The sequence below is a fragment of the Gracilibacillus alcaliphilus genome (assembly GCF_016909015.1).
In the GTDB taxonomy this organism is placed as follows: Bacteria; Bacillota; Bacilli; order Bacillales; family Amphibacillaceae; genus Gracilibacillus; species Gracilibacillus alcaliphilus.
The window spans coordinates 24,563-39,440 of sequence record NZ_JAFBFA010000022.1 but is presented as its reverse complement, the minus strand read 5'-3'; the positions used below and the strand labels follow the sequence as shown (position 1 = coordinate 39,440).

Below are 14,878 nucleotides of genomic sequence, written 5' to 3'. Positions count from 1 at the left end.
TCTTCAACAATCGCGCCTCGTTCGTGGGGCATTAGGTGCTGTTATGCGATTACCCTTCCATTTATTTTATGTTTATCCATTCAAGAATGAAGTATGCTCTTTAACCCATTGAGAATATGTTTTTAGAGGTCTATTAATAATATTTGTAATTTCAGAGTTAAATTCAACTGGGTTATTTGAAATGGATTCAAGTACTCCTAATCTGTGAGAGATTTCATACTCATCAAGCCCTTCCTGGCGGAAGTATTCAAAAGCCTCATCTGAGGTTAATTCTTTGAATTTTATTTCTTTATTTAATACTTCACTTAGGATTTTTTTGCGCTCCAAAGGGCTTATAGAATGCCCATAAACATGCAGTGTTTTATTAGATAAATTGACTTGTTGAAGTTCTTTAGAAATTACGAATGCTAAATCTTCTTCATGGATCAGAGGGACTTTTGTATGAACGTATGGCTCTTGAATTAGGCTATCTTCTCTTATATGTTCTGCCCAACTTTTACCAGCTGAATAATGGTCTCCAACCAGAGTAGAAGCCATAATATTTGAAGGAACAATACGCGTATGTTTAATCTCCGAACGCTCAACTACCACATCAATAGCTAACCAATACCAGCTGTCGGGGGGAAATTGAATTTCTATTTCAGGACCATGTGAAGATAATGTTACTATTTTCTTTACACCAGCTTCTTTAGCCATATTTACAGCTTCGTAAACAGTTTCCGGAATAGCTCCTGCGAGAAATACTGCATCTATATTTTCAAATGCCAGAGGAGTATCGTCAGGTTTCGTAATGCTGCCATTTATGACCTTAGCTTCTTTTGGCCAGTTTTTACTTTGCGATTTATTTGCAAGTATGTGGACATCGAAGCCTTCTTCAATAAGCTGCCTCGCAAGATGCCGAGATACGAATTCATTGGGAATAGACCCTGGATAATCCACAAAGGGGGTTACTGTCAGTAATATTTTCTTCATTTAATACCTCACTCCTTATAGAGTTAATATACTTGATTGCAATCTGTATGTTACAGTGGGAAAACTAAGTAGGCTTTCTACCGTGATGGTACCGAAACTAGAATAATTAGTACCCCCGCGACATCATTTCCTGTTTACGCTTTTCCATAGTGGAGCCTGATTCTTTACGTGCCATCCTTCGTAAAATTCTCGGAACGACTAAATATCTTTTTTTGGGTCTTCTTCGTACTTTTACGAAACTGAATAGCGATCAGAATAGAAGTCACGTAGCATAAAATTATAAACATCTTTTAAAGAGTAGTTATTCTTTTTCCTGTAGTACTTATTGATAACGTGTTCAATTTGAACCTTTACTTCTTCTGTAATGTTAATACCGGTTTGATATTCATTATTTATATTTATTCTTCTAGGACGACCAACCTTTGCATTTGTTAGAGCTTTTGCTCTCCCTTTACCACCTGAACTAGAGTAGTCAGGTAACATGGCGTTTTTGGTCATGCCACGCTGCCAATAGCGAGTTAGTAGCTTTTTAACCTTTGTCTTGCCTAAGTTGCTCTCTTGAACGATTTCACGAATCTTGCTTTCTCTTCCTTGTTTTTGGAGCAAATCTGGCATATTGGGGACACAGTATTTTTGTATATTTCCCCAATCTTCTTCGCGCTTACGAATCTGCACTTCTGTTAAATCAGCTTCGGAAATCACTTTTGCATAAGGATCACTAATCGCTAACAGTTCACCTTGCTTGATATCTGTGGTTAGACTAGAGTATAGCTCTTTACGTGGCATAGCACTGCTCGTGTCAATATTTACTATATAGACATGCGGTTCTTCCATATCTATTACCCGAATTCTTTTTGAATCTGTTACATATTGAAATACCTGATTAATATAAATCATCCGTATTTCACCTTCTCCAATTTACTTTCATCAATATACTTAATATCAATTGATTGCTCTAAATCAATTGCCTTGTACATATCTGTAACCATTATTTTTTTAGCAAGCAAATGATAAAACAACGTGACACCACTTCCAAAAGGCAAGTGTGTATCTGCATCAAACTCACTAGTGATTTCTCGGATACTTCGTGAACTATTCAACAAACGATTCATAAGAGACATTGATAAATCCTCTATATGTTGGTTAGCCATTTCTCGATATACATCATAGCTCCGAATATCAAAATAATCATGGATATAACTAATATTTCTAGCCACGATCTTATCAATTTCTTCCTCTGTTACAATACCCCAACTAATGCCTTTACGCTCCCAGTATTCACGTTCAATTTCGAATTTCTCTAACACACGTTCTTCTAATAGCTTGTCTTTCATTTTGATAGTATGAGCGACTTCAAATACACCTTCTCCCTTATCAACTGTTAATAAAAAGTCCGTTGTCATAACAATTGGATCGCCTGTTTTTGGATCAGCTGGGTGTTTTATTCCAAGCGCTTCCGCAATGACAATCGTCTCTTCTTGTGGTAATAAAGGAAATTGTTCACGAATATCTAAGACAACATCGGAAAATTCAGTCAAATAAAAGTAATTTCGTTCCAAATCCGATAAAAACTCATGTTGTCTACCGGCTTTTGTACCTTTTAATCTCGTTGACCGACCTAATGAGGAAACATCTTGAACTTTTAGCCAAGGCTGATAATCTGCCCCACTGCCAGTTCCTCTACCTTCTTTAATCCACTTATCGACTTTAGATGTTCTTTTTCGTTTCCCCACAAAAACACCCCTTTAGACAATCATATCCAAAGGGGTGAAACTTCGCAACTTTTTTATAAACATCGTGACTTTGTTTTAAACATCGCATCTTTTTTGCAAACGTCGCGACTTTATTTTAAACTTACAAACAGAATCACAACTCCAAAATTCCTACTCCACCGTCACACTCTTCGCCAAATTCCTTGGCTTATCGACATCACAATCACGGTGTAACGCCGCATAATAGGCAAGCAGCTGCATTGGAATTACACTTACCAATGGTGTCAGCAACTCATGAACGGCTGGCACGACAAAAGTATCACTATCTTTCTCTAAGCCTTTCATACTTACAATACAAGTGTTGGCGCCGCGGGCAGCCACCTCTTGTATGTTTCCGCGAATCGATAAGTTAATATTCTCTTGGGTAGAGATGGCGATAACTGGTGTCCCCTCTTCGATCAGGGCAATTGTTCCATGTTTTAATTCACCGCCTGCGAAACCTTCTGCTTGGATATAAGAGATCTCCTTCAACTTCAATGCTGCCTCTTGTACCACATAGTAATCCACACCACGCCCGATATAAAAGGCATTACGGGTTGTTGCAAAAAATTCCTTAGCGATTCGCTCAAATTCTTCTTTTTGGTCGGTTAATGCTTCCATCGCACTTGCCACAATACCTAGTTCCTGCAGTGGATGAAAGGATAGGTCCATACCTTTTGCTTTTGCACTGTCCACAGCCAAGATCGCTAATACGGCAACTTGGGCTGTGTATGCCTTCGTAGACGCTACTGCAATCTCAGGACCTGCATGCAAAGGCAACGTATAATCTGCTTCACGAGAAAGGGTAGAGCCTGGCACATTAGTAATCGTTAATGCCGGATGCCCTAACGCTTTAATCTGTACTAAAACGGATCGGCTGTCTGCTGTTTCTCCACTTTGGGAAATAAACACAAACAACGGGTTTTCCGAAAGAAGCGGCATATTATAAGAAAATTCACTGGCAATATGCACTTCTACTGGAATATTAGCTAGTTTCTCAAGAAATTGCTTCCCAACTAAACCGGCATGATAACTCGTTCCAGCGGCAATGATATATATGCGGTCAGCCCTCTGCATAGCCTGACGAATATCATTGTCCAGCTTGATGTCACCTTCATTATCTTGATACTCCTGAATGATTTTACGGATAACAACTGGCTGTTCATCAATTTCTTTTAACATAAAGTGTGGATAGGTTCCTTTTTCTGTGTCAGCTGCATCAATTTCGGCAACATAAGCGTCGCGCTCCACGACAGAACCATCTAACTTCTGAATTTCTACACCTTCACGACGGACTAATACCACTTCTTTATCTTCAATTTCCACATAACGATTGGTTTCCTTTAATGTAGCCATCGCATCACTGGCAACCACATTAAAACCTTCTCCTAAACCAATAAGCAATGGGCTTTTGTTTTTCGCTACATATAATTGATCAGAATTCTGATTATCGATTAATGCTAGGGCATAAGAACCTTTCAGTACAGTTAATGCCTCACGGAAACCAGCTAACACATCGCCTTCTTGAGCGACAAAGTATTCAATCAGCTGTACCACTACTTCTGTATCTGTTTCACTCTTAAAAGGAACATCGGCAAGGAATTGATCACGCACTTCGGAATAGTTCTCAATTACACCATTGTGTACCAAGGTAAAACGGCCAGATCCACTTTGATGTGGATGAGCATTATCTTCACTCGGCTCACCGTGTGTAGCCCAGCGTGTATGACCTATTCCAACTGTTGCTGCAGTGTTTGCGTCTACTTTCTCACGCAAAGCTGCAATTCTGCCTTTTACCTTTGTCACGTATACTTCGTTCTCATCTAACAGAGCAATTCCTGCTGAATCATAGCCTCGATATTCTAATTTCTCTAATCCTGTTAATAAAATATCCTTTGAATCATCTACTCCAATATAACCTACAATACCGCACATCGTCTTGTTTCCTCCTTCGGAAAGGGGCAAACAAACGACCACCTTTAAAAAACGTAAAACAGCCACTTGAAAAAAGATTCCTTTAAGAAAAGGCAAACTATTACAGCATTGTTTATACGAATTTACTTATTTACAAGGGGCGATTTATTTGCCCCTTTCTCGTGTAATAATTTTGATCATCTCGTCACTATCCTTGTACAGGAAGTTGCCTGCCTGTTTTCAGATAATAACCTATCGATTGAGATGTGCAATCGGGAGGCATCCGCCGATCATCTTCGATAAACCCCCACCTCGTCAGCTATGAACATTCCGGTCGTCATAGCCCTGGCGCTTCTTCTTGCTGCTACCTTACAAGGCTCCTTTCTATCTTTGAGTACTGTCTTTTTAAGCGACTATTCCATTTTAAAACATATAGCGTTTTTTCGCAATCATTTTTATAAGCTACTACTATATTATGTATGATTTATTAATATGTTGATCATGAAAAAAACTGACTTGCGTGCTTTCGATTCATTTCACACAAGCGTTTTGACAGTTCCATTCAAAGGAAAGAGATGCCCTGCTCATAAACTGAAAAGCAATGCTGCATTTTGTAACAGCTTTTTTTGTATGGTGGATAGTTCCTTTTGATTGTTGCTAGTGATGGGAAAGAGCACTCACTAAGATAACTTTTTTCAACTTTCTAAATTGGCTTCAACAGCTAGAATCATAGCCTGAAAAGATAAGATAAAGCTGTCATCTTATCAAAAGACAAAAGAATAAGTCATGCACTTAAAAAAAGAGGGACTGTCGCACCCTGTAACTCCCATTGTGCAACAGCCCAAAAGTTTTACAAACAATCACCCCTTCGGCAGCTGGAAACTAATCGACGTTCCTTTACCGGCCTCACTTGTAATAGATAATCCCTTACCAATATACTGCTGCAGCCTTTTCTCTGTGTTCCATAAACCAATACCAAATGTACCAACTCGGACTTTAGCACGTAACATCTCTTTCACTTCCTCCGGGAGCCCCACACCATCATCTTTCACCCGAATCTCACATGTTTCCCCCGCATCCACTGCTTCGATCGTAATTCTCCCGCCTTGTTGGTGACTTAATATTCCGTGTTTTACCGCATTTTCTACTAATGTTTGAATTATTAAGGGCGGAACAAGAATAGAGGCACTGTCCACTTCGATATGTTTGTCAATCTGCATTCTGTTCCCAAATCGGGCCTCTTCAATCGTAAGGTAAGCATCTACTAACTTTAATTCTTGCTCCAGTGAAACGAGGTTGTTTGTATTTTGGAAATCAAAACTTGTTTGCAGAAAATAGATAAATTGATCCAATAACTCTCGCATTTTTTTCTGATCAAACTCCATCAAACTATAAATGGCATTTATCGTATTAAATATAAAATGTGGATTAATCTGAGCTCGCAGCCATGCCGCTTCCATATGCAATCGCTCGATAACAGCTGTTTTCAAATCGGTCAGCACCCGTACTCGTGCTCGTAATTCTAATGGTTCAATAGGTTTGATCACATAATCATTGGCTCCAGCTATAAAACCTGCCTCCACATCTTCTAGACGCGCACGTGCTGTAAGCAGTAATACAGGTAGTTCTGATAAATTATAATGTTCCCTGATTCTTCTCGTTAACTCAAAACCAGACATCCCCGGCATCATTACATCACTAATCACCAAATCAAATTGCTGTTCGTTTAGATATTCCAATGCATCTGGGCCGTTATCAGCAAACATAATGTCATATCGGTTTGTATCTAATATTTTTGATATGACTGTTAGATTGATTCGTTCATCATCAACAAGCAGCACTCTAAACTGCAAATTAGCTGTTTCTGACACTTTAACAGGCTGAGGCTGTTCTTCCACTGTCGTAATTGCTTCCCCTTTGAGCTTATTATTATTTACTGCTACAGAAGGACTCCCTTCAAATAGCGCAAGTGTAAAACGAAAAACAGTCCCCTTCCCCACTTCTGATTCAACATGAATTGTACCGCCTTGTAACTCAATCAATTCCTTGGTAATTGCTAAACCGAGGCCTGTTCCCGTATTATATGAGTTATCTTCATGGCTGACCTGCTCATAGGATAGAAATATTTTGTCGATATCTGTCTCGTTAATTCCTTTACCCGAATCCGCCACTTCTATAACTGCCATACCATTAATCACTTCTGCTTGAATCACAATCGTACCTTCTTTGGTAAACTTGACCGCATTATGTAGCAAATTCAATAGTACTTGGTTTAAGCGGTTTTCATCAGCATCAAGCGCTGGAAAGGATGGGCTTACTTTATTGATAATTTGCAATGGTTTTCCTTCTACCACATGTGCCAGCATATCCATAACAACCCTAATTTGGCCATGAAGGTCAACTGCTTTTTTGTCCAATCGTAAATTATGTTCCCTTATTTGTGACAGATCAATCAAGTCATTGATCAGCATCGACATTTTTCTGCCTATTTGCGTTAGCAAAATAAGGTCTTGACGATCTTTATTCGTTATTTTATTTTCCGGATTGTCTAACACGTATTGGGCAATATGCATCATACTGTGCAACGGATTTCTCATTTCATGTGAGGTATTCGCTAGAAAATCATCTCTGCTTTTATTTGCCAGAAGCAGTTTTCTATTTTTTTCTTTAATATCTTTTACATGTTGCAAAAACATGCCTATCCAAAAACCTTCAAACAAAATCAACGCCATTAAAATATCCAGTGGATAAAAATTAAGTACTAAATCCATTCTATGCTTTACAAATGACCATACTACATTATTCAATATAGCAAGACCAGCTAACATTAATATAAAAATGTTCTGCATGCCAGCCAGATTTGCCCGGCTAACTTGCACAGTAGCAAGGGTTGCGCTAAGTATTAGAACAATACCGAGTATCCATTGATTTTCCAAAATGATCGACACAGGTAAAATGATCACAAGTAATCCATATATCGCATACAAAACAGGTAAGATTTGATTTAAAGATTTTAGTGCATAGTCAGGTAAAAAATATTGAATGAATTTGACTAAAAAGATAGCGATCAATATATACACAATGAGCGTTGACTTAACCCGAAGTGTTGTATCCATCGATATATTAAGTAACGCAACTCCTTCAGGATCAAGCAGCACCATCAGAAATATGCTAATCATCAGCAAACTGAAATAAAGAGACAGCTTTGGTTTATATCTCATGCTAAGCAAGAAAATGGCGGCGATAGTAAGCAATAGTGTGAAAATCATCACCACAATTTTGGACAATGTGGAAACAGACATCATACTGTAGATATCATCTGCTGTACCAAATAATAGAGGCTGCGCACTATAGGTAGTTCGCAGCTGATCATGACTGGCCTGGATCAAAATATCAAGCTGCGGTGACTCCGTTTGGAAAATAACATGATATGGAAGTGACCTCGATAAAAAATCCTCTGTCTGTATGGATGGATTTCCAGACTCACCTACTAGTTCTCCATTGATATATATTTTGCTAGCGGAAGGAAACCTAGGTATATAAATCGCTAATGGTCGTTGAATAAATGTTTCATCAACGGTTGCCTCTAAATGGAATGTACCGTATGTATATTTCTTATCCTGTATATATGTAAACCATTGATCAGGAAACTCCATATACACTTTATCCTGAGCCGAAGTTATCTGATTTACTTCACCTGGGGTGATTAATTGCTCAGGATAGAAACCCCATTCTCCTTTGAGCTTTATAATCGATTGTTCTTCCGGCTCCTGCTCTGTTAAATGAACCTGTCCCTGCTGAATGAAACTGGATTTTCCTATATCAAACAAGTCTAACCATACAAAGCGCAAACTGGTAAGCAAGATAAGGAATAACAACACTATTATTATTTTTTTCCGAGTCATATTGAAAATGAATCTCCCCTGTACTTTTTCATAACTGATTTGGATAACTGTGTGACGAACTGGGACCCTTTAGCGATTTAAATTGTTCTGTACTAAGCTCACCGCTTCATCATCTAACTTCACTAATGTTTGCAACTTTGGTAAAGTATACACTGCCTCCTCCTCATGGTGACTTATATATTCGATTACATGGTTAATTAATTGAAACCATATATTCCTTATATCATTTCTTTTCTCCAAAACCCACGATTGTTGCATGTCTTCCAGATAATGACCTGAATATGTTGTTAGCAGCTCCAGATACGGATGTATAGATACGTCATTTGCTTCTAACAATAGTAATGCTGAAATTTTCCATTCGTTAGATTGAACCTGTGTTTTGCTCATGTCTATTCGATAAAATTCATCTTGACTGACAATCTTGAGCGGAATACCAATATATTCGACCATTTTTCTAATCTGATAGACAGCCGAATACAATTGCGAATGACCTTTCTCCCATGACAAATTCTGCCATAGTAAATTGGTTAATTCACTTTTTGGAATGCTTCTCTCATGATGCTGGACTAGATAAGCAAATAGTTCTTTTATTTTTAATGTTCTCCATTTTACCTCGATAGGGTGGCCGTCTCTATAAATATGTAGTGCACCAAGATTTTTAATAGAATAATCCGCAGAAGATGCCTTATGGACAGATGGTGTATTACTTCTCTCTTTAATTCGGTTAATAGCTGCCCGTAAACGCTCTTCTTTTACAGGCTTCATGATATAATCTAATGCATTTAATTCAAACGCTTTCACTGCATATTCATTATAACCTGTTACAAAAACAATATGTAAGGAAGGCTGAATATTTAATAGTTGCTCCGCTAAATCTATCCCAGTCATACCCGGCAGCTGTATATCCATAAACGCCACATTAATATGCTGATGCCGGGCATGATTGATTAAATCTTTCGGATCACTATATTTACCCCTGACTTGCACTCCGTCTATTTTATGCAACAAAAAATCCAAATATTTCAATACTAAAGGTTCATCATCAATAATACAAAGTTCCAGCATAAAATGTCCCTCCCAATTCGTCTTTTTTTGGGATTTTTCAATAAATGAAAAGCCTTCGTTTATCGCGCTGTTAACCATCAGCAGGAGGATAAAAATTCCTTTGATAGAAAAGCACTGCTTTATTGCCCCCGATTCTAATCATACTTGACAATAAAAACTTACCTGACACTGATAATCTGTACAAATTCTATTCACGTTATCATCTGTCATTTATGCTGCGTTATCTTTACATTGAGACCACTATTAGAGTGGGATCAGAGATATACTTATGAGTAATTTCACGCAAAAATATCGTTTTAACAAAGGTTTTTACTTATTTGGGATATATCAACACATGAAAAAGAGATGATCTCCAGGCCATAATGGGATCATCTCTTGTTTATTTTACCAGCTACAGACTATTTATGATCGTTTGCGTAACTTATTGAAAGGCCAATAAGTACATCGATTACTAATAGCAGCAAACCAGCCATAAACATATTACCCATATTAATTGCTGTAGATCTGTAAATCTTGTCCTCTTGAACGATCGACTAATCCTAGGTTATGGAGCCTTTTTTATTGTTTTTGAATACGCACTATATGTATTCATAATCTGAAAAAGTAGCTGCCTGACCATAATAGTGATTATTCTCGTCTACTATATTCCAAGTGATTACCTGTTTAATGCAAAATCGCCTCCCTGTACTAGAAACGCGAATAACTGCATCGTTCTCAGTAAAACCATTTTCTGTAACTTCTTTGATAAACCTTGATCTTTCCTCTCTCCTCACAGGTTCAGCCGTAAGTCTAGACGGAGTTTTTACAAAAGTGGCCCGATCCATTTCCCATAAGTTCAATGCTGCTTGATTTCCAAAATTAAGTACAGGGTCTGGTTCTGTCCCGTGTGATAAAATGAAGATATTGCTATGAAGTAATTGCTGCAGAAGACTTTTGCTTTCCTCTATTTGGATTAAATCTCGCCCCATCCATCTTTTAAAACTATCATTTAATCGTTGCGCATGTTGCTCTGTGTATCCGTTATCAGACATATCCAATTTGAACACTCCTTTAGCTAACTTTATACGCTTTGGCATATACACTATTCGACCTTTTTACTTTAACATTGTTCGTGTATTCTGCCTGTTTCTACTTTCTGGGTTGAGTACAAACACATCTATGTTTCAAAAAATAGTTCCTTATCACTACTATATCATACTTCATTCTGAGGTGAAACGGATATTTTACATCTATAGTTCTATACCATTAGAAATAATGCAAGATTTTACAAAAGAATAAACAATTATAGAAAAATAGTATTAGTTCTTTAACACAATCCTAAATTGGAACCCCTGCTTTGCTTCAGCTAAATAACAGGTTTCTATTGGCAAGTATAAGATTGGCAGTTTGATCCATTGCTTAGGCTTTTACTACAACTTATTCCCCCCTGCCAAAAAAAAGAGCTATGCCAGTGCATAACTCTTTCTTTTCTGCTTATTCTTCATATCCCAATACTTCTTGAATAACCGTTGCAACTTGATCTACATATCGGTTACAGTCTTCTACTGTTGGTGCTTCCACCATTACACGTACTAAAGGCTCTGTACCGGAAGGACGAACCAGTACACGTCCATTGCCGTTCATCTCTTGCTCTACCTTCTCAATAGCTTCGTTCACGATTGGGTTCATCATGACTTCATTCTTTTTCACTACTCGAAGGTTCTTTAAGACTTGAGGAAATTTCTCCATTTCATTTGCCAATTCAGATAAAGGCTTGCCAGTTTCCTTCATCACATTAACCAATTGCAATGCTGATAACATACCATCACCAGTTGTAATGTAATCCAAGAAAATAATATGACCTGACTGCTCTCCGCCTATATTAAAATCGTTATTACGCATTTCTTCCATCACATAGCGATCTCCCACAGCTGTCTTATTACTCTTCATGCCATTCTCTTCTAGTGCTTTATAAAAACCTAGGTTACTCATCACTGTTGATACAATTGTAGAATGGCGCAGCTGCCCGCGTTGATTGAAATGCTTGCCAATAATATACATAATTTGATCACCATCGACAATGTTTCCTTCTTCGTCAACAGCAATCAAACGGTCACCATCACCATCAAACGCAAGGCCAATATCGGCCTCTCGCTCTACTACCAAGGCTTGTAATGCTTCAGGGTGTGTAGAACCTACTCCATCATTAATATTCAAGCCATTTGGAGAAGAGCCGATAGTAGAAATATCTGCCTCTAAATCAGCGAATAACTGAGAAGCCAAGCCAGAAGTTGCACCATGCGCACAATCTAAGGCAATGTGTAAGCCGTCTAGTTCATTATCAATCGTTTCTTTTAAGTATTGAATGTACTTTTGACCACCTTCTAAGTAATCACTAACTTGTCCTAATTGATCACCAACTGGTCTTGGCAAATTGTCTTCCTCTTGATCCAAGAGGGCTTCAATTTCAAGCTCTTGTTCATCTGATAGTTTAAAACCATCCGAGCCAAAGAACTTGATTCCATTATCTTCTACAGGGTTGTGAGAGGCGGAAATCATTACACCGGCTTGTGCATCCATTACTTTTGCCAAATAGGCAACCCCTGGAGTTGAGATAACGCCTAGGCGCATAACCTCTGCACCAATAGAAAGTAGTCCAGCTAAAAGAGCTCCTTCTAACATTGCACCTGAAATTCTTGTATCCCGGCCGATTAGCACCTTAGGCTTCTCTGAACCTTTTGTGACTACATATCCGCCATATCGCCCTAACTTAAAGGCTAGTTCTGGTGTCAGCTCTTCATTTGCCACACCCCGGACCCCGTCCGTTCCAAAATATTTACCCATTTTCAATAATCTCTCCTTTTAGCGTTCTTCGCCATTAGCTACTTTATCTCAGATTCTTCTTTTCACAATGCGAACCATCTAGCGGGACATCAAAAACCCCCGCTAATGGCTCGTACTATTGAATGTTGACCGTAACCTCATCAAATTCCAATTCAAATTCCAGATTGTCCGGTACATCCTCTGGTGCTTCAAACTTCACTGGCAGTTGATGTTCGCCAGGTGACCGATTTCCGATATCAATAGACAATTGCAAATCATCGGCATTGATTTCGGACATGTCAGAAGGGTAGCCCCTCATAGTCACATTCATATTATCCGATGATGGTTCTACAAATGTCACTGTCTGCCCTTCTGGTGAATCATAATCAATTGCTACATTTTCCAACTCTTCTTCTTCTATTAATTCCACTTCTATATTCACATTAACGGTTTCTGAACCAAGCAGTCTCACCTCTGAAGAAGGGGCTAACTCTACCTCTATCGTATCACTTTCTGTGATTTGACTAAGATCGATTGGTTCAGTCGCTATCTCGTTTAATTGCTCTAAATAGCTCTCCGCAGCAAATACCTCGACTTCTTCCGCTTCCGGCTCTATAGATACAAGCTGCATATCCTCTGGCAGTTCATTTTCCGTTTCTACAGAGATTGGCGCCATTTTACTCGGATTCTTTACATCCACGGTAACATTGGTCGTTGGCGGATCAATTCTTACACTCAACTCATTACCTTGATTGTCATATACCTTGACCGGCACATTATTGATAGTCTGTGTATCATCAAGGCCTGTTACATCTACAAAAGCCTTCACGATAGCAATTTTATCAATAACACTCTTTGAACTGGTCACTTGTACTTCACTTGGCTCAGCATAAATATTGGATACTTCATAACCTGGGGCAATTTGTTCCCGGTTGACCGTGTCAATTGCCACATTAAAAGACTGGCTGTGACGTTCTTCAATGGTTACTTCTATTTCTTGCGGCTCTATATAAGCATTTAGACCGTCAGGTATGCCAAAGTAATCCAGTGCTACACGGTGTGTCCCTACTCCCAGATCCTCAAGGTCAACAAAAACATCAAAGTTGCGCTGTCTGGCTGTCGATGTTACCAGGGTAAGCGATCCTTGTAAAGATACGGTAACAGTTTCTGGTACTCCACTTACTACATATTGCTCTTGATCTAAATGGATTTGTACAGGAACATCTTCTAAAGTTTGTGTCTCATTTGTATTTCCTAATGATAAATCCAGTCCATCATTATCATATACATTCTCATCAAATGCAACGACAACAAAGAGCAATACAGAAAGAATTAAGGCTACTGCTCTAATCGCCCATGGTTTCTCCAACCATTTATTCATTTCTTTTCACCATCCAATTCCAACCTTTTGTCGCCGAGGACTTGAGCTTACCAATTAATTCTTGATCTAATAATTCTGCTAATTTCTCTGATGTAATATCCCGATGCAATTCTCCATTCTTTGTACAGGAAATACTGCCTGTTTCCTCAGAAACAACAATTGTCATCGCATCGGTCACCTCACTGATACCTAATGCAGCCCTATGCCTTGTTCCTAATTCTTTTGAGATAAACGGACTTTCGGATAAAGGCAAATAACAGGCTGCTGCCACAATTTGATCCTTATCGATTATCACCGCACCATCATGGAGCGGGGTATTAGGCACAAAGATATTCGTTAATAACTGATTGGTCAATTTACCATTAATCGGTATACCAGTAGAGATATAATCACCCATCGCTGTTTCGCGTTCAATTGTAATTAATGCACCAATTCGTCGCTTCGCCATATATTCACAAGACTCCACGATCGCTTCAATTGATTGGCTGATTTCCTGCTCTTCTGAGGTAGTATTACGCGAGAAAAAACTTCCCCGGCCCAATTGTTCTAATGCCCGGCGCAATTCGGGCTGAAATAGAATAATAATTCCGAGAGGTCCCCACATGATCACTTGGTAAATGATCCTTCTTACTGTCACTAAATCCAAAAATACACTTAATAAATAAATAAATATAACAACAAATATACCTTTTAACAGCTGAATCGCCTTCGTTCCGCGAATCAGCATCAATAATTTATATAAAACGTACCAAACAATTGCAATGTCTAAAAGTACTCTTAAAATGCTTAAAAAGTTCCAGTCACCGCTAAACACGCCACCACAACCTTATCTCCATCGAATCCTCTTCCTATTTTAGTAGTATAATCATTCATATTATAGCACACTTAGCTTTATAACTTCACTCTATATATTATTACCAATTCATTACGAAAAGGTGTAACGGCCATGTGATGAGATTATTGTATCAATTGACACTTCCAGCAACGGAATTTTCTGACCTTTATCAAGGTTCAGAAGCACTTATTCAAGTGTGCTCGGTTACTCTTCCGGTCTGTATCTAAAATCAGATTTGCAATCAATTCCTCTT

Annotated in this window: 9 protein-coding genes and 1 pseudogene; all 10 read right to left on the bottom strand. The window is 38.5% G+C overall.

Features of this window, described 5'->3' with window-relative positions; all coding sequences use genetic code 11:
- Nucleotides 1-72: 72 nt before the first annotated feature.
- Complete coding sequence (locus tag JOD18_RS15220) at nucleotides 73-972, bottom strand: SDR family oxidoreductase (RefSeq protein WP_204669990.1); 900 nt, start codon at nucleotides 970-972, stop codon at nucleotides 73-75.
- Between the two features lie 243 nt (nucleotides 973-1,215).
- A pseudogene (locus JOD18_RS15215) lies at nucleotides 1,216-1,869 on the bottom strand (Mu transposase C-terminal domain-containing protein); the annotation flags it as partial.
- On the bottom strand, nucleotides 1,866-2,705 hold the full coding sequence (locus tag JOD18_RS15210) for a TnsA endonuclease N-terminal domain-containing protein (protein ID WP_204669989.1): 840 nt from the start codon (nucleotides 2,703-2,705) through the stop codon (nucleotides 1,866-1,868). The pseudogene JOD18_RS15215 and the gene JOD18_RS15210, both read right to left, overlap by 4 nt.
- 150 nt (nucleotides 2,706-2,855) lie before the next feature.
- A complete protein-coding gene (gene glmS / locus JOD18_RS15205; RefSeq protein ID WP_204669988.1) occupies nucleotides 2,856-4,658 on the bottom strand; it encodes a glutamine--fructose-6-phosphate transaminase (isomerizing) in 1,803 nt (600 codons plus the stop codon).
- A gap of 839 nt (nucleotides 4,659-5,497) precedes the next feature.
- A complete protein-coding gene (locus tag JOD18_RS15200) occupies nucleotides 5,498-8,542 on the bottom strand; it encodes an ATP-binding protein (protein WP_204669987.1) in 3,045 nt (1,014 codons plus the stop codon).
- Nucleotides 8,543-8,611: 69 nt separating this feature from the next.
- Nucleotides 8,612-9,607 carry a response regulator gene (locus tag JOD18_RS15195; protein ID WP_204669986.1) on the bottom strand — a complete coding sequence of 332 codons (996 nt, stop codon included), beginning with the start codon at nucleotides 9,605-9,607 and terminating at the stop codon, nucleotides 8,612-8,614.
- A gap of 578 nt (nucleotides 9,608-10,185) precedes the next feature.
- On the bottom strand, nucleotides 10,186-10,638 hold the full coding sequence (locus JOD18_RS15190) for an MEKHLA domain-containing protein (protein WP_204670028.1): 453 nt from the start codon (nucleotides 10,636-10,638) through the stop codon (nucleotides 10,186-10,188).
- Nucleotides 10,639-11,080: 442 nt separating this feature from the next.
- Nucleotides 11,081-12,430: a phosphoglucosamine mutase gene (gene glmM, locus JOD18_RS15185; RefSeq protein WP_204669985.1), complete on the bottom strand. Its 1,350-nt coding sequence runs from the start codon at nucleotides 12,428-12,430 to the stop codon at nucleotides 11,081-11,083.
- A 115-nt stretch (nucleotides 12,431-12,545) separates the two neighbouring features.
- The gene (locus JOD18_RS15180; protein WP_204669984.1) at nucleotides 12,546-13,790 is read right to left on the bottom strand and encodes a CdaR family protein; all 1,245 of its coding nucleotides are present in this window, start codon (nucleotides 13,788-13,790) and stop codon (nucleotides 12,546-12,548) included.
- The gene (gene cdaA, locus JOD18_RS15175; RefSeq protein ID WP_204669983.1) at nucleotides 13,783-14,604 is read right to left on the bottom strand and encodes a diadenylate cyclase CdaA; all 822 of its coding nucleotides are present in this window, start codon (nucleotides 14,602-14,604) and stop codon (nucleotides 13,783-13,785) included. Before cdaA ends, JOD18_RS15180 begins: the two co-directional genes overlap by 8 nt.
- Nucleotides 14,605-14,878 lie beyond the last annotated feature (274 nt).